The organism is Agromyces sp. SYSU T00194, assembly GCF_040496035.1.
Classification (GTDB): domain Bacteria; phylum Actinomycetota; class Actinomycetes; order Actinomycetales; family Microbacteriaceae; genus Agromyces; species Agromyces chitinivorans.
Map to the genome: position 1 here is coordinate 574363 of NZ_JBEPJZ010000001.1, position 22245 is coordinate 596607.

Below are 22245 nucleotides of genomic sequence, written 5' to 3' on the forward strand. Positions count from 1 at the left end.
GGGCGCCGGGCGGGCGGCGGATGCTGCCCGCCCGGCGCCGACCGCGTCAGAACGCCATGAGGTTCTCACGCAGCGTCGACCCCGTGTACTCGGTGCGCACGAGGCCCTTCGCCTGCAGCGCGGGCACGAGCCCCTCGGTGATGTGGCTGATGTGGCGTCGGCTCAGCTGCCCGGTGAGGAGGAACCCGTCGCCGCCGACCTCCTCCATCACGTCGCCCATCTTCTGCGCGACCGACTCGGGGGTGCCCACGAGGTCGACGCAGTTGAGGTTCCACTCCGAGGCGATCTGCCGCAGCGTCTTGCCCTGCCCACGGGCGAGGAAGCTCTCGAGCGTGCTGCGGTGGCCGTTGGTGGTGACCTCGGGCACGATGGCGTCGAGGTCGTAGGTCGAGAAGTCGTTCTCGGTCAGCGAGCTGAGGTGTCCCAGCGTCGCCTCGACGCGCACGTCGTCGGGGCGCTCGGCGAGCTCGGTGAGCGCGCGCACCTCCTTCTCGGACTCGCCGAGGATCGGCGTGACGATGAACATGATCTTCATGCTGTCGGGGTCGCGACCGAACTTCTCCATGCGGGCGCGGATGTCGTCGCGGAACGCCTTCATCGCCGCCGGGCCGTGCGCCGAGGCGAGGATCGTGTCGGCGTTGCGCGCCGCGAAGTCCTTGCCGCGGGCGCTCGCGCCCGCCTGGCACAGCACGGGCTGACCGCTGTACGGCGGCAGCGTGTTGAGCGGCCCGCGCACCGACTGGTACGTGCCCTCGTGGTCGAGCGTGCGCACCTTCGTGTGGTCGACGTAGACGCCGGTCTCGCGGTCCATCACGACGGCGTCGGGGTCCCAGGTGTTCCAGAGGCCCTTGACGACGTCGACGTACTCGTCGGCGCGGTCGTAGCGCTCGTCGTGGTCGGGCAGGGTCTCGAGGCCGTAGTTCTGCGCGGCGCGGTCCTCGCTCGAGGTCACCATGTTCCAGCCGATGCGGCCGTCGGAGAGGTGCGAGAGGGTCGACATCGCCCGCGCGAGCAGGAACGGCGGGTAGAACGTCGTCGACGCGGTGGTGATGATGCCGAGGTGCTCGGTCGCAGCGGCCAGCAGCGGCGCCAGGAGCACGGGGTCGTGCTTCGGCGCGTACAGCGAGTGCTTGAGGTCGGCCTCGTGGGTGCCCGCGTAGATGTCGGACACCATCGACGAGTCCTCGAACATCATGTAGTCGAAGCCCGCCCGCTCGAGGGCGCGGGCCATGTCGACGTAGAACTGGCCGTCGGTCCAGTCGGCGCCCTCGGGGCCGTCCGAGTACGGGTTGTTCCAGACCGGCGGTCGGAAGCTCAGGAACCATCCGAGATGGAACTGGGACATGTGTTTCTCCTTATCAGGGTTCGGAACCCGGCGTGCCGCCGAGGTCGCTGAACGGGGTCGGCTCCGGCGCATCCGCTGCGCTGGTGGCCGTGCGCACCGCGAACGTGTCGCCGCGGTAGAGGGTGTAGCTGATCTCGCGGATGCGGCCGTCGACGTCCTTCAGCACGAGTTCGCGCATCAGGGCGGGCGAGCCGACGGGCACCGCGAGCAGCGAGGCCATGCGGGGTTCGAGCGCGACCGCCTCGATGGTCGCCTCCAGGCCGCCGAACTCCTCGCGGAACACGTGGCGGAACGTGGTCGGCAGGTCGGCGACGTACTCGACGAAGCGGTCGGCCGCCGGGCCCTCGGCGACGAACGAGGTCCGCGCGCACGCCGGGCGCCCGTCCACCTCCACGAGCCACTCGGTCAGCCGCACGCGTCCGTCAGCCGCCTCGAGCTGCTGCGCGAGGTCGATGTTGTCGTCGAGCGTGCGCCCACCGAGACGCCGCACGCTGTAGCGCGGGTCGTCGGCGCGGCTCGGGTCGACGAGGATCTGGTCCATCGGCACCTCCTCGACCGACCGCACCACGACGGTGCCCGAGCGCCGCCGCCGCACGATCAGCCCCTCGTCGACCAGGAGCTGCAGCGCCTCCCGCACGGCGCCGCGGTTGGCACCGAGCGGCTTGATCAGGTCCTCCTCGCGGAGCACCTGCCCGGTGCGGATGACCCCGGTGCGGATGAACGCGCGCAGGGTGCTGTGCACCTGGAAGGCGGAGTCGCGACGGCCCGCCCGCGCCCCGCGCACCGAGCGCGGGTGGCCGGCGTCGTCGATCGGGGGCAGGGGCACGAGACGGCCGTACTGCTGTGGCGCGGGGTTCGACATGTCACGCTCCTCGTCGTTCGGTGGTTCGGGGGTCACTCGCTCGGGGTGGTGAGCACGCGCATCGTCCAGGCGACGGTGGCGACGGTCAGGGCGAGCGCGGTCGCCGGGAACGCGGCGGCCCACCAGTTGCCGACGAGCGCGTCGGCGGCGCCGCGGGAGAGCATCGCGCCCCACTCCGCGGTGGGCGGGGCGAGGCCGACGCCGATGAAGCCGAGGCCCGCGGTCACGATCACGGCGAGGCCGAAGATGACCGAGCTGTTCTGGAGCGCGGGCCCGAGCGAGTTCGGCAGCACGTGCCGCACCGCGACCTCGGGGCCGATCGCCCCGGCGATGCGGGCGGCGTCGACATAGCCCTCGCTGCGCACGCGGAGGGTCTCGGTGCGCACGAGGCGGATCTGGATCGGCGCGAGGATGACCGCGACGGCGATCGTGATGCTCGCCACCTCGGCGCCGTAGAACGCGACGGCGACGACTCCGACGAGGATCGCCGGCACCGACTGGAGCAGGTCGACCGCCCGCGAGAGCCCGCGCGCCGCCATGCCGCGGAAGCCGGATGCCGGTTCGTTGAGGCCGAGCACGACCCCGATGACGATGCCGATCGCCGTCGCGAGCAGCGCGACCATGACGCCGATGAAGACGTTGAGGCCGGTCGCCGCGATCGTGCGCGAGTAGACGTCGAGGCCCGCCGAGTCGGTGCCGAACCAGTGCTCGGCGCCCGGGGGCAGGTAGGCGGCGCCCGCCACCTTCGTCGGGTCGAACGGCACCACGAGCGGGCCGACGACCGCGACGACGACGAGTACGGCGAGCGGGATGAGGCCGAGCAGCTTCTTCGTGGGGAACCGCCGGCCGACCGGCCGCTCGGTCGCGGTGCGCACGGGGATGAGGGTGGTGACCATCGTCAGGCTCCTTCGACGCTCGCGCCGGCCCGCCTGCGGGGGTCGACGACCATGGTGATGATGTCGACCGCGAGGAAGACGATCATGGTGAGGGCGGCAACCGCCATGAGGAAGCCCTGGATCGCGATGACGTCGTTCACGTTCACCGCCGCGACCACGTACTGGCCGACGCCGACGAACCCGAAGAGCGTCTCGAGGATCACGGCGCCGCCGAGCAGGTAGCCGAACAGCGTGCCCGACATGGTGATCACCGGCGGCGCCGCGCGACGGAACATGCTCGCGACGACCGCGCCGTGCGTGGCGCCCGACGCGATGCGGAACCGGGTCGGCGCGGCCGACACGCCCTCCTCGAGCCCGGCGATGAGGATCTTCAGCAGGATCGGCGCGTTCGCGAGCACGAGCACGACGATCGGCAGGACGTAGTGCTGCAGGATCGACACCACCGCGGGCCACGAGCCGCTCATCGCCGCATCGAGCAGCGGGAAGCCCGTCACGGTCGGCGGCGTCGAGATCGACGAGTCGATGCGGCCGACGGGCGCCGGCGCCCAGCCGAGCACGGTGTAGAAGACGAAGAGGCCCGCGATCGCGAACACGTACTCGGGGATCGCCCCGGCGGCCCGGGCGTACCAGACCACGATGCGCGAGAGCAGCCACCGCGGCCGGAAGACAGCCACGTACCCGAGCACCGCGGTCACCACGAGGGTGGAGACGAGGCCGAGCGTCGCGAGTTCGAGCGTCGGTGGGAGCCGGGCGAGGAACTCCTCCAGCACGGGTGCACCGGTGGAGATCGAGGTGCCGAGGCTCCCGGTGGCGAGCTCGGCGAGGTACGCACCGAGCTGTGCGATGAGCGGACCGTCGAGGCCGAGCTCGGCCTGCATCGCGTCGTACGCCTCCTGCGTGTAGTTCGGGCCCAGCACGTGCAGCACGGGGTCGCCTGGGATGGATCGCACGAGCAGGAAGCTCACGATCGCGAACGCCAGCAGGCTGACCGGCAGCAGGAGCACGCGCGTCAGCCACCACGCGTTGCGTCGCCAGAACCTCGTCACGATGCCACCTTCCGGTTCTCGGTCGCCGCGCCGCCGTCGCCGAGCCCGCGGTAGGCGTCGAGCAGCGACCGGGTGTATTCGTGGGTCGGGCGTGCGATCACGTCGGCCGACGGGCCGCGCTCCACGACGCGCCCGTGGTACATGACGACGAGCTCGTCCGCGACGAACGCGGTCGCGGGCAGCCCGTGCGATACGAAGACCAGGCCGGCCTCGTGCTTCGCGCAATAGTCCTTGAGCAGGTTCAGGATGCTGCCCTGTACGGAGACGTCGAGCGCCGAGACGACCTCGTCGCAGACGAGGAGCTTCGGCTGCACGATGAGCGCCCGGGCCAGGGCGAAGCGCTGCCGCTGGCCGCCCGAGACCTGGTGCGGGCGGCGGCGGGCGAGCGCCGGGTCGAGGCCCAGCTCCCCGAGCAGCGCGTCCGCGTCGGCGACCGCGTCCTTCGTGCGCTTCCGGTGCAGCTTCTGGGTCGGGTAGATGATCGAGTCGAGCAGCGAGTGCCGCGGGTCGAAGGTCGACGTCGTGTCCTGCCCGACGAACTGCACCGCGCGGCGGAAGACTCGACTGACATGCCGGTAGGGCAGCATCCGGGCCAGGGACCGGCCGTTGAAGTCGATCGTGCCGCTCGTGGGGGTGTCGAGGCCCACCAGCATCCGTGCCGTGGTCGACTTGCCCGAGCCCGATTCGCCGACGATGCCCATCGACGTGCGCGGGGAGAACTCGAGCGAGACGTCGTCGACGGCGAGGTGGCCGGTCGAGGCGCTGCCGAAGCGGCGGCTGACGCCCTTCATGCGGAGGTCGAGGCGGGTGGGGTCGAGCCAGGATCGATCGCTCATGCGGCACGCTCCGTGCTGGGGTCGAAGTAGTCGGTGAGGGTCGGCAGTCGGGGCGAGTCGACGCTGTCGAGGGTCGGCACGCACCGCAGCAGGCCTTTGGTGTACGGATGCTGCGCTTCGCGGTCCGCGGCGTCGGAGTCGACGTTGTCGACCATGCGGCCGTGGTACATCACGAGCATCCGCTCGGTGAATTCGCGACAGAGCTGGATGTCGTGGGAGACCAGGAGCAGGCTCGCGCCGCGCTCCTCGGTCAGTTCGAGCAGGAGGTCCATGGTGGAGCGGGCGAGCGACGCGTCGAGCGCGCTCGTCGGTTCGTCGGCGATGATCAGGCGCGGGTCGCCGCAGAGCGCGAGCGCCATCATCACGCGCTGTCGCATGCCACCCGAGAGCTCGTACGGGCGGGCCGCGAGCACGCGGTCGGTGTCGTCGAGGCGCACCTTGCGCAGCCACTCGGCGGCGCGGGCGTCGAGCGCCTTCCGGCTCGCCTTCTCGTTGCCGCGGAGCACGGCGCGGAGCTGGCTGCCGATGGTCCACGTCGGGTCGAGCGAGGTCATCGCGTCCTGGAACACCATCGCGATGCCCGGGATGCGCTTCGGGAGGGGGGACGGGCCCGAGGGGCGCGCGGAGAGCGCGCGCCCCTCGAACTCGAATCGACCGGACTGCACGTCGACCGTCGACGTCGTGAGGAACCCGCCGATCGCGAGTGCCAGCGTCGTCTTGCCCGAGCCGGACTCGCCGACCAGGGCGACCCGCGAGCCCTGCTCGAGGGTGAACGAGACGTCGTCGAGCGCGGCCGGGCCGGTGGGCCCGCCGTAGCGCACGGTCAGTCCGTCCACCACGAGCTGCGCGCCGGGGGTCGAGTCATGCAGTTCGGTCATGTCGATCAGTCCTCTCAGGGAGCGACGGTCAGCACCGAGTAGTCGATGCAGTTGTCGGTGCGGTTCGCCCAGCCCTCGAGGTCGGACGACAGCGCCACGATCGGCTTGATCTTCGCGACGAAGATGTTCGCGACGTCCTGGGCGAGCCAGATGTCCTGGGCGGCGTTCCAGTACTCCGCGGCCTCGGGGCTCAGCGCGTCGCCGGCCTCGATGCCCTGGTTGACCGTGTCGAGGAACTCCTGGCTCTCGTACTGGCCGAGGTTGCCCGACGAACCCGGCGTCGTGTACAGCAGCAGCTCGTACGGCGGCGCCAGGCTGATCGCACTGTCGGTCTTGAGGTGCGCCTGGAACGTGCCGGTCTGGTAGCCCTCGGCGAACTGTGCGGGGTTCAGCTTCTCGATCTCGATGTCGAAGCCGGCCTCGGCGGCGAAGGACGCCATCTGCGTGGCGGCATCCTCCATGGCGGGGTTGTCGCTCGCGATCGAGAGCGTGAAGCTCACGCCGTCGGCGTAGCCCGCGTCGGCGAGGATCTCGGCTGCGAGCTCGGGGTCGTACGTCCAGTCCGGCTCGCCCGAGCCGCCCTCGCCACCCGACTGCAGGAACGTGTTCTGCTTGGTCGCACGGCCCTGGTAGGTCTGCTCCACGATCTCGTCGTACGGGATGGCGTACGCCATGGCGCGACGCACCTCGACGTCGTCGAACGGCGCCTTGTTCTGCACGGGCGAGAACACCATGAAGTTGTTCGACTCCGCGTCGGGCACGATGATGGACGACTCCGACTCGAGGCTCGCCTGGTCGGTCGCACGCATCGCGAGCGCCACGTCGGCGTCACCGCGACGGAGGGTCGTGGCGCGCACGCCGGGGTCGGCGACGACGCGGCGCACGATGCGCGTCACCTCGGGCTCGCCGAGCGCGTAGTCGGGGTTCGCGACGAGCACCATCTCGCTGCCCTCGGTCACCGACTCGACGCGGTACGCGCCGTAGCCGAAGTCCGAACGACCGGTCGACCACTCGGTCGCCCACGGGTCGTCGTCGGTGGCGTGCTCCTTGAGGTAGTCGGAGTCGTAGATGTGCCCGGTCACGTCGGCGAGCACGGCCAACAGGGTGAAGCCGTCGCCCTCGCGGTCGACCGTGAAGGTCACCGTGTAGTCGTCGACGACCGCGATCTGGCGGTCGGGGTCGGTGATCGCAGGTGCCACGACGTAGGGCGTGACGGAGGTCGGCGAGCCGAACTTGCGCTGGTACGACCAGAGCACGTCGTCGGCGGTGAGCTCGTTGCCGTGCTCGCTCATGACGCCCTCGCGGAGGTGGAACGTGTAGACGAGGCCGTCGTCGCTCACCTCGTAGCTCTCGGCGAGGAGACCCTCGAACTCGTAGAGGTTCTGCTCGAGGGTGCCCGCCTGGTCGCCCTCGACGTAGGGCTTGCGGATGAGGGTGGCGTTGATGTTCTCGAGCACCTCGAAGTTGTCGGTGGTGCCGACGAACCCGGCGTCGAACGAGAGCTGGCTGGCCTGGTCGGGGGTCAGCACCGTGATGGTGGTGCCGTCGGAGCTTGCGTCCTCCGCGCCGGTGGTGGCGCAGGCGACGAGCGAGCCGGCGGTCAGCGCGGCGGTCGTCGCGAGCAGCAGGCGCCGGCGCAGTCGCACCCGCGCCTTCGGTCGGTTCGTGGTCATGTGGATGCGGTTCCTCTCGGGGTGGGTGGTGCGTCTCGGGTGGTGCGTCCGGGGGGTCGAGCGAGTCGGGGGGTGTGCGGGCGACGGCGGCACGTCGCCCGCACACGTGGGATCAGCCGATGGCGAGTCGTTCCGCGAGCGGTGCGCTCGGGGCATCCGCCCACACCAGGCCACGGCGCTGCAGCTCGGGCACGAGCCCCTCGCAGACCTGGTCGATGTAGCGCCGGGTGAGCATGCCGCCGCCGCCGCTGAAGAGTAGGTAGCCGTCGCCGCCGACCTCGCGGAACACGGCCTCCATCTCGTCGGCGACCGTCTCGGGGGTGCCGGCGAGCGGCATGGCCTCGAACTCGTCGGATGCCGCGGCCTCACGCAGCGGCCGGCCCTTCGCCCACCGCTGGAACTGCTCGAGCACGCTCTGGCTGCCGTTGGTCTCCATGTGGTCGGGCAGCGGCTGGTCGAGGTCGAACTGCGCGAAGTCGAACTCGTCGCTCATCATGAGCAGGCGCCGCTGGGCGCGCTCGTCGGTGATCGCGATGCGCTCGGCCCGGCGCTGCTGCGCGAGTGCGTCGGTGTTCTCGAGGAACGGCGAGATCATGAAGAGGATGCGGATGTCATCGGGGTTCCGCCCGCTGAGCTCCGCCCGGCGGCGCACCTCGTCGCGGTAGTCCTTCATCTGGTCGACGCCCTTGGCCGACGAGACGATGACGTCGGCGTTGCGCGCGGCGAACTCGCGGCCGCGGGGGCTGCCGCCGGCCTGGAAGATCGCGGGACGCTCCTGCACGGGCGGCAGGCTGTTGAGCGGCCCGCGCACGTCGAAGTACGTGCCGTGGTGGTCGATCGGGCGCACCTTGTCGGAGTCGACGTAGGTGCCGGTCGCCTTGTCCATCACGACGGCGTCGCGGTCCCACGAGTTCCAGAGCGCCTCGACGACGTCGACGAACTCCTGGGCGATCTCGTACCGCTCGTCGTGCGGCGGCAGGTCGTCCATGCCGAAGTTCTGCGCGGCGATCTTGCCGGCCGAGGTGACGATGTTCCAGCCCACGCGGCCCTCGGTCAGGTGGTCGAGGGTCGAGACGAGCCGTGCGAGGTGGAACGGCTGGTAGAAACTCGACGACATCGTGCCGACGAAGCCGAGCTTCTGCGTCGCCGCCGCGAGCAGCGGGATGAGCGGGATCGGGTCGTTCTTCGGGGCGCGCACCGTGTGCTTCAGCTCGGCCTCGAAGGTGCCGTTGTAGATGTCGGAGACGTAGGTCGAGTCCTCGAGCATCATGACGTCGAAGCCCGCGCGGTCGAGGCTGCGCGCCATGTCGATGTAGAACTCGCCGTTCATCCACTCGGCGCCGGCGTTGCCCGACCAGGGCAGGTTCCACGCGGGCACGAGGAAGTTCACGAACCATCCGAGCCGCATCCGCGGAAGAGTGGAGGTGCTACTCACTGCTGTTCCTTTCGTCGCGGGCCGGATCAGAACTCGAGGAGGTTCTCGCGGAAGGTGTCGTGCGTGTACGACGTACGGGTGAGCCCGCGACGCTGCAGCGCCGGCACGAGTCCGTCGGTGACCTCGCCGATGTACTCGCGGGTCATCGGGCCGGAGATGAGGAACCCGTCGCCGCCCACGGCGTCCATGACCTCGCCCATCTGGTCGGCGACGGTCTCGACCGAGCCGACGAGGTCGACGGCGTGGATGTTCCAGCCGGCCGCGACCTCGCGGAGGGTCTTGGTGCCGTTGTCGCCGAGCTTGATGAACTCCTTGAGCGTCGTGCGGTGGCCGTTGGTCTCGACGTCCTCGGGAATGGGCTTGTCGAGGTCGAACTGCGAGAAGTCGACCTCGGTGAGGGCGCTGAGGTGCGCGAGCGCCTTCTCGACGTTCGTCTCGGCGGCCTCCTTGCGGGCCTCCCACTTCGCCCACGCCTCGTCGTCGGTCACGCCGAGCACGGGGCTCACGATGTAGAGCAGCTTGATGTCATCGGGGTTGCGGCCGGCCGCGGCAGCGCGGGCGCGGATGTCGTCGCGGTACGCCTTCATGCGCTCGACGCCGCGCGACTGCGTAATGATCGTGTCGGCGTGCTCGGCGGCGAACTGGCGGCCGCGCGGGCTGCCGCCCGCCTGGCAGATGACCGGGCGGCCCTGCGGCGACGGCAGGGTGTTGAGCGGACCGCGCACCGAGTAGAACTCGCCCTTGTGGTCGATCGTGCGCACCTTGGTGTGGTCGACGTAGTGGCCGGTCTCGCGGTTCATCACGAGCGCGTCGGGCTCCCACGACGACCACAGCTTGTCGACGACCTCGACGAACTCGTCGGCGCGGTCGTAGCGGGCGTCGTGCTCGTAGAGCGCGTCGAGGCCGTAGTTCTGCGCGGCCCGGTCCTCGCTCGAGGTGACGATGTTCCAGCCGACCCGGCCCTTGGTGAGGTGGTCGAGCGTCGACATCGAGCGCGCGAGGAGGAACGGCGGGTAGAAGCTGGTCGACGCGGTGGCGACGATGCCGAGGTGCTCGGTGACCGACGCGAGCAGCGGCACCAGCGGCAGCGGGTCGTGCTTGGGCGCGTACAGGTGGTGCTTCAGGTCTGCGCGCGAGCTGCCCTCGAAGGCATCCGACACCATCGAGGAGTCCTCGAGCATCATGTAGTCGAATCCGGCGCGCTCGAGCGCCTTCGCCATGTCCATGTAGAACCGGCCGTTGGCCCAGGTGGATCCGATGTGGCCGCTGTACATGCCCTCCCAGACCGGAGGTGCGAAGTTCATGAACCACCCGAGGTGGAAACGCTCAGTCACGACTGATGACCCTTTCGATTGACGTGGTGCGGACGTCGTCGGGGCCATGCGACGGTCGTCGGAGGAACCCCTTCAGCGACGCCGTCGGCTGCTTGGAGACGAGGCTAAGGAGGCAGTGTTTCGCGAGCACGTCTGTCGCGTAGCGGCGTATTTCGCCTCGTGTCGAATTGCTGTTATCTGGGCTGACCGGCTCTTTTTGCTCTTCCGTCGCATATTGCGCGCAGCGGAATCGCGGCGGCAATGTGCGGGGCGGTTCCCCGACAGGTGTAGACGGTCTCGCCGGAGGCGCTCACGGGCACAGCTCGGAGCCGGACCCGTCGGATAGGGTCCTTGGGTGTTCTCGTACACCCACCTCACCGATAATTCCGCCGTCGACCGCGCGCTCGAGGAGTTCGACCGCCTCGGCCGCCACCAGTTCCTGGCGACGTACGGATTCGGCGAGGACCGCGACTACTTCCTGGTGACGGAGTCGGGCCGCTACGACTCGAAGGCGATCTTCGGCGTGGCCTTCCACAACCAGTTCGGCGTGAAGCCGGGCCCCGACGTCTTCAGCGGCGGCCGCACCGGCGCCGCCGGCCGCCTGGCCGAGCTCGGCTACGCGATCGAGGGCATCGACGACCGCAAGTCCCGACAGACCTTCCTCACCTTCGACGAGGCCCTCGAGGCCCGCCCCCTCCCGCTGGGCAACATCGACGCCGCCCGCCGCTTCCTCTCCCGCCGCGACGACGCCGAGTTCTACGTGCCGGCGTCTGGCGCCTACATCGCCGCGGTCCCCCGCAAGGGCAACGCGACCGCGTTCATCCACAGCGACTACATCTCGTGGCGCACCGCGAAGGGCGAGGCTGAGCTGACGCCGCTCACCGCGGCTCGGGCTCGCGCAGCTGGTTCGTCCCGCTCTTCCGGCACCTCTCGCGCGCCCCGCACTCCGCGCGTCGTCGTCCCCGAGCGCGTCGAGTCGATCTGCCCGACCTGCACCATGGTGCTCCCGGTCAGCGGCGAGTGCGAGTTCTGCTGTCGGTTGCCGCGATACATGACACGAGCCTCAGCGCTCAGAGCGTAAGGCCTCGGCCGCGGCTATCGGCGCGCAATCGCACTGTCGGGCGTGTTCCTCGGTAGCCCCGGGTGCTGAGGGCCAGAGACGAGCATTCCGCCTTCGTTCGTCTTCGCCGCTGTCTCGAATCTCAGTCGTCGTAGCTGAGACGCGCGACTCACCAACTCATCCGCAGTGCCCTTCGCAAACGCTGCGAGCGCCCAGTTCAGGTGATGCATGTCCTCGGTTGCCGCAGCCAACTGCGTGCGGTCCTTCGTCGCCTGCGACAAGCGGCGGGTGACCCGCACAAATCGGTAGTGCAGGCTCACGGCCGTGTCGATGTCGAAGTCATCGGCGTAGTCGAGGAATGCCAACGCTCGATCGTCACCGAAGTGGATTCGGAGTTGATTGTGGAAGAGGCGAATCCGACTGTTCCAGTCGGCGACGATCACGAAGTACGCATCGATACGGCGCTGCACCTCCTCGTCCGGAAGTCCCTCTGCGAGCGCCTGCTGCCACTTGAACATTCCGTAGTAGCGGGCGTCGATGAGCAGCGTGATCTTCTCGAAGACGTCGGTGAGCTCAGCGTACGAGGCCCGCGCCTGGTCCAGGCGCGCCTGCCGCTTCCACGCCATTCGCTGGAACAAGGCCCCAACGAAGCCGCCCAGCACCGTTGTCACGACGAACGTCAGAACCAACGCTTGAATCTGGGCCTGATCCATACCACCGCCTCCATGAACCCCGAGTCGTCGGTTCCGACTGCGCCCGAAGTATTCCTGCAGTCTCTGGGCAGATCATTCCACGTCCTGCACGGGATCTCGAAGAGCCTCTTGCATCTTGGTATACCAAGATATTAGTATCTCACCATGCCAACGACGTCTCTCGCTTCGGATGCACTGCAGCCCCTGACCACGGAGCGCGTGCTCTCTCGCGGTGATCGCGTGCGCGAGGCGCTCCAGCAGGCGATCCTCGACGGCCGCCTCCCCCAAGGGGCGCCGCTCGTAGAGCGCGAGATCGCCGAGATGTTGGGGGTCTCCAAGACGCCGGTGCGCGAGGCGCTCAAGCAGCTCCAGTCCAGTGGCCTCGTCGTCGCGACCTCGTATCAGGGGGTTGCGGTGCGCACGCTCGAAGCGGCGACAGCACACGAGCTCTACGCCGCGAGGCTCGCGGTCGAGCCGCAAGCGGTTCGGATGGGGGTGGAACGGTGCGGGCCCGGCCGTCAGGACGCTGCACGTCGTGCGCTCGGCGAGGCGCGAGCGCTCCTCGGCGGGGAGCACCCCGCACAACTGGGCCTGGCGAACCGCCGGTTCCACCGCGAGATCTATGTCCTTTGCCACAACGAGTGGCTCATCAGCTTCCTCGACAAGCTGCAGCTGCTGAACACCTTCCTCGCGACCGCCGGTTGGCGGATCGAGCCCACGTTCGGCGTCGAAGCCGACGAGCACCAGCTGCTCCTCGACGCGGTCGAGGCGGGCGACGCGGAACGGGCGGAATCGCTGGTGCGCGAGCACATCCTCGAGGCTTCCCGGTCGCTGCTGCGCGTGCTCGAAGCACAGGGGCGCTCGGAGTCGGGGCGCCCGTGAGTCGCATCACCGCCGTCACGCTCACCGCGGTCACGTCGCCGCGTTCAGGCATCACCTGCGGCCACATCATCGTGCAGCTCGCCACCGACGTCGACGGACTCGTCGGCATCGGCGAGATGTCCGACTTCCAGCACCTCCCGATGTACCACATCGACGTACGAGGGCTCGAGGCAACACTCACCGACATCCTCGTCGGCCGGGACCCAATGGAGAGCTCGTCGATCGCCGCCACGATGGATCGCGCGTTCCCGTCTGCCGAGTCGCTGTACGACAAGGCGAGCCTCATCAGGTGTGGCGTCGACCTCGCGATCTGGGACCTGCGTGGCAAGCTCCTCGACGCCAACGTGTCCGAGCTGCTGGGAGGCCGGTCACGCGCGCGCCTACCGATCGCGTACCCCATCTTCCGCCAGCAGACAGAGTCGGATGTCGAGTCGAACCTCGAGGTCATGGAACTCAGGCTGCAGGACGGGATGTCGAGGTTCCGCGTCTATGTCGGGCGCAACCTCGAACTCGACCGGCGCTTCCTGATGCTGGCCCGCGACCGCTTCGGCGACCGCATCGAGATCAAGTCGTTGGACTTCTCCAACCTGCTCGACGCGCGGGCCGCGGCCGGCTTCATCGCGCGGACCGCCGAACTCGGTTACGAGTTCGTCGAGGCGCCGGCCAGGTCCGGCGACCTCGCGGGACTGCGGTTCGTTCGCGAGCGCACACTCGTACCCGTCAGCGAGCACGCCGTCGGCCCGCGATCCGCACTCGACCTCGTGACATCCGGTGCGGTCGACGTACTCAATGTGGGACTGTTCGTCCTCGGCGGCATCACGGGAGCGCTCCGGACGATCTCCGTCGCCGAAGCGGCCGGTGTCGCGTGCCTCATGGGCACGACGCAGGAGCTGTCGATCGGCACGGCGGCAGCCGCTCACGTCGGGACCTGCGTCGCTGGGCCGATGCACGCCAGCGACCCGGTCGGCCCGCTGCTCTACCAGCGCGATGTCGTCGAATCGCCGGTCCTCTACGAGGACAGCGACCTGGTGCCCCCGGAGGGCCCCGGGCTGGGGCTCGCGATCTCCGACGACGCGCTCGCAGCGGCGAGCGACGACCTCACCTGGCGCGGAGCGCAGCTCGCGACGATCGTCGACAGAACCGGGGAGCAGCGCGCATGAGCCGGCAGGTCCCATCACGGGCAGGCGAGACGGTCGTGGTCACCGGCGGCAGCCGCAACCTCGGGCTGGCCATGTCGCAGCGGTTCGCCAGAGAGGGCGCCCGCGTCGTCATCAACGGCATCGTCGCCGGGGAGGCCGAGGACGCGGCGCGACGACTTCGCGACGAGGGATTCGACGCCCACGGGTACGACGCCGACGTCGCCGACCCGGGAGCCGTCACCGAGATGTTCGAGTTCATCCGCAGCACGGCAGGCGAGGTCGACGTGCTGGTCAACAACGCAGCCGTCACGATGCGGGGCCGTGTGCCGATCGAGGAGATGACCCTCGCCGACTGGGACGTCATCTTCGGTGTGAATGCGCGGGGCATGTTCCTGTGCACCACCGCCGCGCTGCCGCTGATGCGGGCACCGGGCGCGTCGATCGTCAACGTCTCGTCCATCGGAGCGACGAAGGCCCATCGTTCGGCATCGGCCTACGACGCGACCAAGGGCGCCATCGAGGCGTTCACCCGCGCCGCCGCGCTCGAGTTCGCCGATCGAGGCATCCGCGTGAACGCGGTCGCGCCAGGCGCCATCTCGAACGACCGCTACGAGCGACTGCCCGACGACGTGCGTGCGGCCGAGGTCACGCCGATCCCGCTCGGACGCGCGGGCACCGCCGACGAACTCGCCAGCGTGGTCTCCTTCCTCGCATCGCACGACGCGTCCTACGTGACGGGGCACGTGCTGGCAGTTGACGGCGGCTTGAGCGTCCAGGCACGTCAGGCTACCTCCGAGCTCGACCTCGAGACGGGTGGGCTGAAGCGATGAGCACCAACCGCACGAGGATCCGAGAGGCCCTGGGAGGGGTCATCGCAGTCCTCATCACTCCCTACGCCGAGGGCACCGTCGATGTCTCCGCATTGACCGGGATCGCGCGCCGACTGGACGACGCCGGCATCCACGTCCTCACCGCGCTGGGCAACACCGCCGAGGTCTTCCAGCTCACCGCCGAGGAGCGCGTCGCCCACCTGCGCGCCGTCGCAGCAGGCACAGACGGCTCTCTGCTCATCGCCGGCGTCGCGGGGGCGAGCGCCACCGTGCTCGCGAACACGGATGCAGCCGCGGCGCTCGGGTACGACCTGACGATGGTGCACGAGCCTGCGGACCCGTTCGGCGACTCCGCGGGATTCGCCGACTACTACCTCGACATCGCCGACAGGTCGGCGCTGCCCCTCGTCATCTACCTCCGCACCGAGCGACTGGACACGCTCGCCCTCTCCGACCTCTCGCACCACGCGAACATCGCGGGAGTGAAGTACGCACGACGCAGTCTCGACGCGCTCACCACGCTCCTGGCGGACGCCAACGGTGACTGCGTCTGGATCAACGGTGCAGCAGAGGCACGGGCACCCGAGTTCCTCACCCTGGGGCTCACCGGCTTCACCTCCGGCATCGCGAACGCTCGACCCGACCTCGCGCTGCGGGTCCATGAGGCGCTCGTCGTCGGAGACGACACACGACTCGCACGCGCAGTCGCACCGCTCTCACCGGTCGAGGACATCCGAGCCGAGGGGAACGGACGCTTCAACGTCGCCGTGCTCAAGGAGATACTCCGGTGCTCGGGCATCGAGACCGGTCCCGTTCGCGCGCCCCACTCCGAGCTCACCCCATCCGCCAAGCGCGCCCTCCATGCCGCCATCGCGGCGTGGCCGACACACCGCTGACATCGACAAGAGAGCAACGACGCTATGACCGACATCGAAGTTGAAACCATTCACGACCCTCGTCTCTACGGTGCCGCCGCGGACGGCGTGCACATCGACACCGCGGCGATCCAGCGCGCGATCGATGTCGCCGCGAAGGTCGCAGGCCGCGTCATCCTCGCCGGCGGCACCTACCGCACCGGCGCCCTGTTCCTGCGCAGCGGCATCACCTTCGAGATCGCCGAGGACGCCACGCTCCTCGCGACCACGGAGGACGACCAGTACCCGAACATCCACTCCCGGCTCGCCGGCATCGAGATGGACGGCCCAGCGGCGGTCATCAACGCACTCGACTGCGAAGACGTCACGTTGACCGGCGCTGGGCTGATCGACGGCAACGGCCAGTTCTGGTGGGATCGCTACTGGGGCCCGGACGGGGACGGCGGGGTACGCGCCGACTACGACAGCCGCGGCCTTCGGTGGGCCGCCGACTACGACACAGTGCGCCCCCGACTGATCTTCATCAACGAGTCCCGCCGCATCACCGTGAGCGGACTGCACATCCGCAAGTCGCCGTTCTGGACGATCCACCTCTGCTACACCACCGACGCGACGATCGCCGACATCACGATCGCCGACAGCTTCGGACCATCCACCGACGGCATCGACATCGACTCGTGCGAGCGGGTCCTCGTCGAGCGTTGCTCGATCGCGTGCGGCGACGACAACATCGTCCTGAAGTCCGGGCGAGATGCCGACGGTCGACGCGTCAACCGGCCGTGCCGTGACATCGACATTAGGGACTGCACCATCGGTGAGGGCCTCGGCGTCGCACTCGGCTCCGACCTCTCCGGGGGAATCAGCGACGTCCGCATCTCCGACCTCCGGTTCGAGGGGACCGACTACGGGTTCCGCATCAAGTCGTCGCGGGCGCGGGGAGGGGTCGTCGAGAACATCTCGGTCACCGACCTCGAGATGACCGACGTGGTGTTCCCGTTCAGCTTCGCGCTCAACTGGTACCCCTGGTTCAACCAGATCGAGATCCCCGACACATTCACCGGGGATATCCCGCCCTGGTGGCACGTGCTGGCCACGCCGATCCCCGACGATCTCGCACCGACCACGGTCCGCGGCATGACCATCAGCCGCGCCGTGTCCCGACTCTCGGACGACTACACCGGGGAGTCCCGAGCATTCGAGCTCGACGGATACCCCGAGAACCCGATGACCGGAATCCGCTTGGAGGACGTCGAGATCCAGGCCACGAACCTCGGCCAGATCATCGGCGTGCGCGAGTTCGAACTCAACGACGTGCGCATCGCGATCGACTCCGCACGCGACCCTTCGGATGACCTCAAGCACCACCTCACGCACCCGCAGTGGCGCGCACGCACGGAGGTGTCCGATGAGCGCCATCGGTGAGCTCGGCAAGCTCGAGGCGGCCCCGACGAAGGGCAAGAAGCAGAACAAGGCCGCCTACGCCTTCATGCTGCCCTGGTTCATCGGGCTCGGCCTGGTGACGATCGGGCCGATGGTCGCTTCCCTCGCCCTGTCGTTCACGCGATACAACCTGCTGAGCCCGCCCCGCTTCAACGGCCTCGACAACTACCTCAAGATGCTCGGCGACGAGCGGCTCCACAAGTCGCTCGAGGTGACCTTCACCTACGTGTTCGTCTCGGTGCCCATCCAGCTGATCGTCGCGCTGCTGCTCGCGCTCGTGCTCGACCGGGGCATGCGGGGCCTCGCCTTCTACCGCTCCGCGTTCTACCTGCCGAGCCTGCTCGGCTCGAGCGTGGCGATCGCGATGCTCTGGCGCCAGATCTTCGGCGTCGATGGGCTGGCGAACGTGGTCCTCGGCTGGTTCGGCATCGAGGGTCAGGGGTGGATCTCCAACCCCGACACGGCCTTGGGAACACTGATGATCCTGAACGTCTGGACGTTCGGATCGCCGATGGTGATCTTCCTCGCCGGTCTCCGCCAGATCCCCACCATGTACTACGAGGCCGCATCCGTGGACGGCGCGTCACGCGTGCAGCAGCTGTTCAGGATCACGATCCCCATGCTCACTCCGATCATCTTCTTCAACCTCGTGCTCCAGATCATCGGCGCGTTCCAGTCGTTCACCCAGGCGTACATCGTCTCCGGTGGGTCGGGAGGACCGGTCGACTCGACGTTGTTCTACACGCTCTACCTCTACGACCGCGGCTTCGCGAACCTGCAGATGGGGTACGCCTCGGCGATGGCCTGGGTGCTCCTGCTGATCGTCGCCGCACTGACCGCACTGGCCTTCTGGACCAGCAAGTACTGGGTTTTCTACGATGACCAGGATTGAGGACCGGCCCATGACCGCATCCGTCGACCTCTCCACCGAGGCGATCGTGACCGGAACGCCCGCACGCCGGCGTCGACCCAAGCGCCTGCGCAGACCCGCGACCAGCGTGATCCGCCATGTGGTCCTGATCGCCATGGGTCTGCTCATGCTGTACCCCGTGATCTGGATGATCGTGTCGTCGCTTCGGCCGAACGACGAGATCTTCCGCGAGCCCGGCATCCTGCTCGACACGTTCGAGGTCTCGAACTACGTGGAGGGGTGGAACGCGCTGAGCTTCCCGTTCAGCCTGTACCTGCTCAACAGCACCCTCGTGGTGCTCGGCTCGATCGTCGGCAACCTGATCTCGTGCTCGATGGCGGCGTACGCGTTCGCCCGCCTCGAGTTCACCGGCAAGCGGTGGTGGTTCGCGATCATGCTGCTGAGCATCATGCTCCCGATCCACGTGATCATCGTCCCGCAGTACATCCTGTTCTCCGAGCTCGGCTGGGTGAACACGTTCCTGCCGCTGATCGTGCCGAAGCTGCTGGCCACCGACGCGTTCTTCGTGTTCCTCATGGTCCAGTTCATCCGCGGCATCCCTCGCGAGCTCGACGAGGCCGCGCGGATTGACGGGGCGGGGCATCCGCGCATCTTCCTGCAGATCATCCTGCCGCTCATGGTGCCGGCGCTCGCGACGGCCGCGATCTTCACCTTCATCTGGACCTGGAACGACTTCTTCGGCCAGCTGATCTACCTCACCAAGCCCGAGCTGTACACGGTGCCGCTCGCACTCTCGGCGTTCCAGGACGCCGAGTCGGCAACCAACTACGCCGAGATGTTCGCGATGAGCGTCGTCTCCCTGGTCCCCATCTTCCTCGTCTTCCTGTTCGGCCAGAAGTTCCTCGTCAAGGGGATCGCGACGACAGGAATCAAGTGACGAAGCGTCGCTTCCACCACAGCAAAGGAGCTCCGAATCGACCAACCCCCGCACTCACGCACGCCTGCACACACAACCCCCAACGAAAGGACTCGAAGATGAGGAACCAACATCAGCTCGCGGCATCCGTCGCCGCACTGTTCGCGACCAGCCTGGTGATCACCGGATGCTCCGGTACCGACAGCGCCTCCGAAGGAGGCGAAGACGGCGAGATCACGCTCACGATGGCGTGGTGGGGCAACGACACCAGGTCGGCGAACACCGAGGCGATCATCGAGGCGTTCCAGGAGGAACACCCCAACGTCACGATCGAACCCAGCTACACCGACTACGGGTCGTACTGGGACCGCCTCGCGACGCAGGTCGCCGCGGGTGACACCCCCGACATCATGCAGTTCGACGAGCCGTACCTGACGACGTACGTCGACCAGGGCGTGCTGTTGGACCTGACGGACTACGACATCGACACGTCGGCGATTCCCGACGCGACGCTCGACGCCGGCATCATCGACGGACGCCTGTACACGCTCGCGTCCGGAGTCGCGACGTACGCGATCTACCTCAACCCGGCGATCTTCGAACAGGCCGGCATCCCCGTGCCCGACGACCCGAACTGGACGTGGGACGAGTTCGAGGACACCGCCGTCCAGCTCTCGGAGGCGGGAGCCGGCGACTACTACGGTTTCGCGAGCAGCTTCGGCTTCGACGAGGGTTCGATCCGGCTGTGGGCTCGCCAGCACGGCGAGACCCTCTACACGGAAGACGGCGGCATCGGCGTGAGCCCCGAAACGATGGAGTCGTACTTCGCGTTCACCGCCGACATGATCGCCAACGGCGGGTCGCCGAGTGCCGCGACCCTGTCGGAGGGGCAGGGAGTCGGCCTCTCCGAGACGTTCTTCGCCACCGGGTCGGTCGGCATGGGGAGCTTCTGGAACAGCCAGCTCACCGCCGTCACCGATGCCGTCGGCAACGACCTCGTGATGCTCCCGGTGCCCGAGTCGGTCAACGACTACTTCCTGAAGCCGGCCGCCAACTGGGTCGGCTCCGCGCAGACGGAGCACCCCGAGGTCGTCGCCGAGTTCATCGACTTCATGGTGAACAGTGAAGCGCAGGCCGACATCCAGGGCACGGAACGCGGCATCCCGAACAACGAGGACATCCGCGAGTACCTCGCGCCGCAGCTGACGCCGCAGGACCAGGCCGCGATCGAGTTCCTCGACGTCGTCACGTTCGGCTCCGCCGCCCCGGCGACCCCGCCCGGCGGCAACCAGACGCTGAGCATCCTCCCCCGCTACACCCAAGAGGTGATCTTCGAGACCAGCACTCCCGCGGAGGCGGCCGCAGGATTCCTCGACGAGCTGCAGACCGCGCTCGACGACGCGCAGTAGGTCGTTCATCGGGTGGGGAGCGTCGGAGACGGCGCTCCCCACCCGTTTGTCTGGTGCATCTGGGGCATCTGGTGCACCGGACCATCCCGCGCCCGCCGCCCCGCACCGCCCCGCGCCGCCCGCCGCTCGTCGAGCAGCGCGATGCGCCGCCGCATCACCGTGAGCAGCGCCGCGACCCGACGCCGCTGGTGCGGGTCGAGCGCGCCGGCCGCGTCGAGCGTGCTCGCCTGTGCGGCGAGCGACTGCACGCGCAGCACCGTGTCGTGGCGGAACGTCTGGAACGCCTGCTCCGGGCGCGCGGCGAGACGGTCGAGCCGATCGTCGAGCACCAGCAGCCGCAGCTCGAGTTCCTGCACGTCGGTGAAGAACTGATCGCGGATGCCACGGGGCAGCGGGGCACCCGGAACGCGGCGCAGGTCCGCGTCGGGGGCGAGGTCATGGTGCGAGTCCGAGCTCATCTGAGACTCCTCGGGGACTCCAGCCGCAGCCGAAGATCACGACGCTAGAGGCAGCCTCCGACATCGGCCCAGCAACACCGATCGGATGCCCCGAGCCGGTCGTGTGCCCCGTTGTGGGGGACGACCGCCCCGAACCCCCAGATCACACGCCGAATCCCCGCGCGCCAGAGGCATCCGATTCGCCGCCCGAGCCCCGGAAACGACGGCCCCCATCACTACCGTCGGAAAGCTGTCGACCCGGCGGCGATGCGCGCTGCCAGGCGGCATCCGATCTCACAGCGAAAGAGACGCGACCATGACCGACCAGACACCCACTCCCCCGACCGGCGACCAGCCGGGCGCACAGGCCGCGCCCGAGGCATCCGCCCCCGCCGTCGCGACCGCGACGACCGCGCCGCCGCCCGAGACGAGCGACAAGTCGTTCCTCGCCACCTGGCTGTTCGCGCTGCTGCTCGGCGGCCTCGCGGTCGACCGGTTCTACCTCGGCAAGATCGGCACCGCGATCGCGAAGCTCCTCACGCTCGGCGGGCTCGGCGTCTGGGTGCTCATCGACGTGATCCTCGTGCTCGCCGGGGCGCAGCGCGACAAGCTCGGCCGCCCGCTCGACGGCTACGCGAAGTTCCGCACCATGGCGTGGATCGTCACCGGCGCCCTCGTCGCGCTGTCGATCATGGTCAGCAGCGTGAGCGCGGCGGGCCGCGCGGTCGACGCGGTGAGCGACAGCTCGAGCACGACCACCACGTCGTCGCAGAGCGACGACGAGAGCGAAGCGGATGCCTCTGGCGAACCCGAGCCCGAGGAGCCCGCCGCCCCCGCCATCGAGGACCTCGCCGTGCTCGAGACGGCGTTCGGCTCCGACGTCGACTCGGATCGCTGGTGGTACGCCGTCGTGCTCGAGAACCCGAACGCCGACCACGTGTTCCCCTCGGCGGCGATCACCGTCGAGGCCGTGGACGCCGACGGCGTGATCCTCGACTCCGACAGCAACTACACGACCGTGTTGCAGGGGCAGACCGTGCTCGTCGGCAACTTCTTCTCGGTGGGATCCGGCGCGATCGCAGAGCTCGACGTGCGCGGCCCGACCGCGCTCGCCGCGACGTCGTCGCCCGCCGGCGAGACCGGCTCGTTCAGCACGTCGGACATTGCGACGACGCAGGAGTACGGCTGGGTCACCGTCACCGGAAAGGTGACGTCGGCGTTCGCCGAGGATCAGGAGTACGTCACCGTCTCGGTGATCGCCCGCGACTCGTCGGGCACCATCGTCGGCAGCGACTTCGCCTACATCGAGCGCCTCCCGGCCGGCGGCACCGCCCAGTTCGAGTCCAGCCTCTGGGACGTCGACTCGCTGCCGGGCGACGTGACCTTCGAGGCGTTCGCGATGCTGTAGTG

The 22245-nt window shown here is 68.8% G+C and carries 21 protein-coding genes; 10 read left to right on the plus strand and 11 right to left on the minus strand.

The window, feature by feature from the left end:
* Positions 1-46: 46 nt before the first annotated feature.
* From ABZK10_RS02715 to ABZK10_RS02755, 9 genes are all read right to left on the minus strand, one after another.
* The gene (locus ABZK10_RS02715; RefSeq protein ID WP_353807644.1) at positions 47-1345 is read right to left on the minus strand and encodes an NtaA/DmoA family FMN-dependent monooxygenase; all 1299 of its coding nucleotides are present in this window, start codon (positions 1343-1345) and stop codon (positions 47-49) included.
* Between the two features lie 13 nt (positions 1346-1358).
* A complete protein-coding gene (locus ABZK10_RS02720; RefSeq protein WP_353807645.1) occupies positions 1359-2207 on the minus strand; it encodes a GntR family transcriptional regulator in 849 nt (282 codons plus the stop codon).
* Positions 2208-2239: 32 nt separating this feature from the next.
* On the minus strand, positions 2240-3103 hold the full coding sequence (locus ABZK10_RS02725) for an ABC transporter permease (protein WP_353807646.1): 864 nt from the start codon (positions 3101-3103) through the stop codon (positions 2240-2242).
* 2 nt (positions 3104-3105) lie between these two features.
* On the minus strand, positions 3106-4149 hold the full coding sequence (locus tag ABZK10_RS02730) for an ABC transporter permease (RefSeq protein WP_353807647.1): 1044 nt from the start codon (positions 4147-4149) through the stop codon (positions 3106-3108).
* Positions 4146-4985, minus strand: a complete 840-nt coding sequence (locus ABZK10_RS02735) for an ABC transporter ATP-binding protein (protein WP_353807649.1) — start codon at positions 4983-4985, stop codon at positions 4146-4148. Before ABZK10_RS02735 ends, ABZK10_RS02730 begins: the two co-directional genes overlap by 4 nt.
* The gene (locus ABZK10_RS02740; RefSeq protein ID WP_353807650.1) at positions 4982-5863 is read right to left on the minus strand and encodes an ABC transporter ATP-binding protein; all 882 of its coding nucleotides are present in this window, start codon (positions 5861-5863) and stop codon (positions 4982-4984) included. Before ABZK10_RS02740 ends, ABZK10_RS02735 begins: the two co-directional genes overlap by 4 nt.
* Positions 5864-5877: 14 nt before the next feature.
* Positions 5878-7536, minus strand: coding sequence for an ABC transporter substrate-binding protein (locus ABZK10_RS02745; RefSeq protein ID WP_353807651.1), 1659 nt, complete (start codon positions 7534-7536; stop codon positions 5878-5880).
* A 112-nt stretch (positions 7537-7648) separates the two neighbouring features.
* Positions 7649-8971 carry an NtaA/DmoA family FMN-dependent monooxygenase gene (locus ABZK10_RS02750; RefSeq protein WP_353807652.1) on the minus strand — a complete coding sequence of 441 codons (1323 nt, stop codon included), beginning with the start codon at positions 8969-8971 and terminating at the stop codon, positions 7649-7651.
* Positions 8972-8997: 26 nt separating this feature from the next.
* Positions 8998-10305 (minus strand): NtaA/DmoA family FMN-dependent monooxygenase, encoded by a 1308-nt coding sequence (locus ABZK10_RS02755; RefSeq protein WP_353807653.1) that lies wholly within the window; start codon positions 10303-10305, stop codon positions 8998-9000.
* A gap of 334 nt (positions 10306-10639) precedes the next feature.
* Between ABZK10_RS02755 and ABZK10_RS02760 the strand changes: the two genes are divergently transcribed.
* Entirely contained in the window at positions 10640-11365 is a 726-nt protein-coding gene (locus ABZK10_RS02760; RefSeq protein ID WP_353807654.1) for a ScoMcrA-related endonuclease, read from the plus strand.
* A gap of 14 nt (positions 11366-11379) precedes the next feature.
* On the opposite strand, the gene ABZK10_RS02765 is transcribed toward ABZK10_RS02760, so the two are convergent.
* Positions 11380-12057, minus strand: a complete 678-nt coding sequence (locus tag ABZK10_RS02765) for a hypothetical protein (protein WP_353807655.1) — start codon at positions 12055-12057, stop codon at positions 11380-11382.
* 219 nt (positions 12058-12276) lie between these two features.
* Here ABZK10_RS02765 and ABZK10_RS02770 point away from each other — a divergent pair, with 219 nt between their 5' ends.
* From ABZK10_RS02770 to ABZK10_RS02805, 8 genes are all read left to right on the plus strand, one after another.
* Positions 12277-12918: a GntR family transcriptional regulator gene (locus ABZK10_RS02770; protein WP_353807656.1), complete on the plus strand. Its 642-nt coding sequence runs from the start codon at positions 12277-12279 to the stop codon at positions 12916-12918.
* Positions 12915-14078 carry a mandelate racemase/muconate lactonizing enzyme family protein gene (locus ABZK10_RS02775; protein ID WP_353807657.1) on the plus strand — a complete coding sequence of 388 codons (1164 nt, stop codon included), beginning with the start codon at positions 12915-12917 and terminating at the stop codon, positions 14076-14078. The genes ABZK10_RS02770 and ABZK10_RS02775 overlap by 4 nt, the downstream gene beginning before the upstream one ends.
* Entirely contained in the window at positions 14075-14887 is an 813-nt protein-coding gene (locus tag ABZK10_RS02780) for an SDR family NAD(P)-dependent oxidoreductase (RefSeq protein ID WP_353807658.1), read from the plus strand. Before ABZK10_RS02775 ends, ABZK10_RS02780 begins: the two co-directional genes overlap by 4 nt.
* Positions 14884-15783 (plus strand): dihydrodipicolinate synthase family protein, encoded by a 900-nt coding sequence (locus tag ABZK10_RS02785; RefSeq protein ID WP_353807659.1) that lies wholly within the window; start codon positions 14884-14886, stop codon positions 15781-15783. The genes ABZK10_RS02780 and ABZK10_RS02785 overlap by 4 nt, the downstream gene beginning before the upstream one ends.
* A gap of 24 nt (positions 15784-15807) precedes the next feature.
* Positions 15808-17184 carry a glycoside hydrolase family 28 protein gene (locus tag ABZK10_RS02790; protein ID WP_353807661.1) on the plus strand — a complete coding sequence of 459 codons (1377 nt, stop codon included), beginning with the start codon at positions 15808-15810 and terminating at the stop codon, positions 17182-17184.
* Positions 17168-18094: a carbohydrate ABC transporter permease gene (locus ABZK10_RS02795; RefSeq protein WP_353807662.1), complete on the plus strand. Its 927-nt coding sequence runs from the start codon at positions 17168-17170 to the stop codon at positions 18092-18094. The genes ABZK10_RS02790 and ABZK10_RS02795 overlap by 17 nt, the downstream gene beginning before the upstream one ends.
* A 10-nt stretch (positions 18095-18104) precedes the next feature.
* The gene (locus ABZK10_RS02800) at positions 18105-19010 is read left to right on the plus strand and encodes a carbohydrate ABC transporter permease (RefSeq protein WP_353807663.1); all 906 of its coding nucleotides are present in this window, start codon (positions 18105-18107) and stop codon (positions 19008-19010) included.
* Between the two features lie 98 nt (positions 19011-19108).
* Positions 19109-20398, plus strand: a complete 1290-nt coding sequence (locus tag ABZK10_RS02805) for an ABC transporter substrate-binding protein (RefSeq protein WP_353807664.1) — start codon at positions 19109-19111, stop codon at positions 20396-20398.
* 5 nt (positions 20399-20403) lie between these two features.
* Here the strand turns inward: ABZK10_RS02805 and ABZK10_RS02810 are convergent, their stop codons facing one another.
* On the minus strand, positions 20404-20856 hold the full coding sequence (locus ABZK10_RS02810; RefSeq protein WP_353807665.1) for a hypothetical protein: 453 nt from the start codon (positions 20854-20856) through the stop codon (positions 20404-20406).
* Positions 20857-21151: 295 nt separating this feature from the next.
* Between ABZK10_RS02810 and ABZK10_RS02815 the strand changes: the two genes are divergently transcribed.
* Positions 21152-22243 (plus strand): NINE protein, encoded by a 1092-nt coding sequence (locus ABZK10_RS02815; protein WP_353807666.1) that lies wholly within the window; start codon positions 21152-21154, stop codon positions 22241-22243.
* The last annotated feature ends 2 nt before the right edge of the window (positions 22244-22245 follow it).

Bases quoted from the DNA above. Each gene is read 5' to 3' on its own strand.
- ABZK10_RS02715 (WP_353807644.1), bottom strand. From the start codon at position 1,345: ATGTCCCAGTTCCATCTCGGATGGTTCCTGAGCTTCCGACCGCCGGTC.
- ABZK10_RS02720 (WP_353807645.1), bottom strand. From the start codon at position 2,207: ATGTCGAACCCCGCGCCACAGCAGTACGGCCGTCTCGTGCCCCTGCCC.
- ABZK10_RS02725 (WP_353807646.1), bottom strand. From the start codon at position 3,103: ATGGTCACCACCCTCATCCCCGTGCGCACCGCGACCGAGCGGCCGGTC.
- ABZK10_RS02735 (WP_353807649.1), bottom strand. From the start codon at position 4,985: ATGAGCGATCGATCCTGGCTCGACCCCACCCGCCTCGACCTCCGCATG.
- ABZK10_RS02740 (WP_353807650.1), bottom strand. From the start codon at position 5,863: ATGACCGAACTGCATGACTCGACCCCCGGCGCGCAGCTCGTGGTGGAC.
- ABZK10_RS02745 (WP_353807651.1), bottom strand. From the start codon at position 7,536: ATGACCACGAACCGACCGAAGGCGCGGGTGCGACTGCGCCGGCGCCTG.
- ABZK10_RS02765 (WP_353807655.1), bottom strand. From the start codon at position 12,057: ATGGATCAGGCCCAGATTCAAGCGTTGGTTCTGACGTTCGTCGTGACA.
- ABZK10_RS02780 (WP_353807658.1), top strand. From the start codon at position 14,075: ATGAGCCGGCAGGTCCCATCACGGGCAGGCGAGACGGTCGTGGTCACC.
- ABZK10_RS02785 (WP_353807659.1), top strand. From the start codon at position 14,884: ATGAGCACCAACCGCACGAGGATCCGAGAGGCCCTGGGAGGGGTCATC.
- ABZK10_RS02790 (WP_353807661.1), top strand. From the start codon at position 15,808: ATGACCGACATCGAAGTTGAAACCATTCACGACCCTCGTCTCTACGGT.
- ABZK10_RS02795 (WP_353807662.1), top strand. From the start codon at position 17,168: ATGAGCGCCATCGGTGAGCTCGGCAAGCTCGAGGCGGCCCCGACGAAG.
- ABZK10_RS02800 (WP_353807663.1), top strand. From the start codon at position 18,105: ATGACCGCATCCGTCGACCTCTCCACCGAGGCGATCGTGACCGGAACG.
- ABZK10_RS02805 (WP_353807664.1), top strand. From the start codon at position 19,109: ATGAGGAACCAACATCAGCTCGCGGCATCCGTCGCCGCACTGTTCGCG.
- ABZK10_RS02810 (WP_353807665.1), bottom strand. From the start codon at position 20,856: ATGAGCTCGGACTCGCACCATGACCTCGCCCCCGACGCGGACCTGCGC.
- ABZK10_RS02815 (WP_353807666.1), top strand. From the start codon at position 21,152: ATGACCGACCAGACACCCACTCCCCCGACCGGCGACCAGCCGGGCGCA.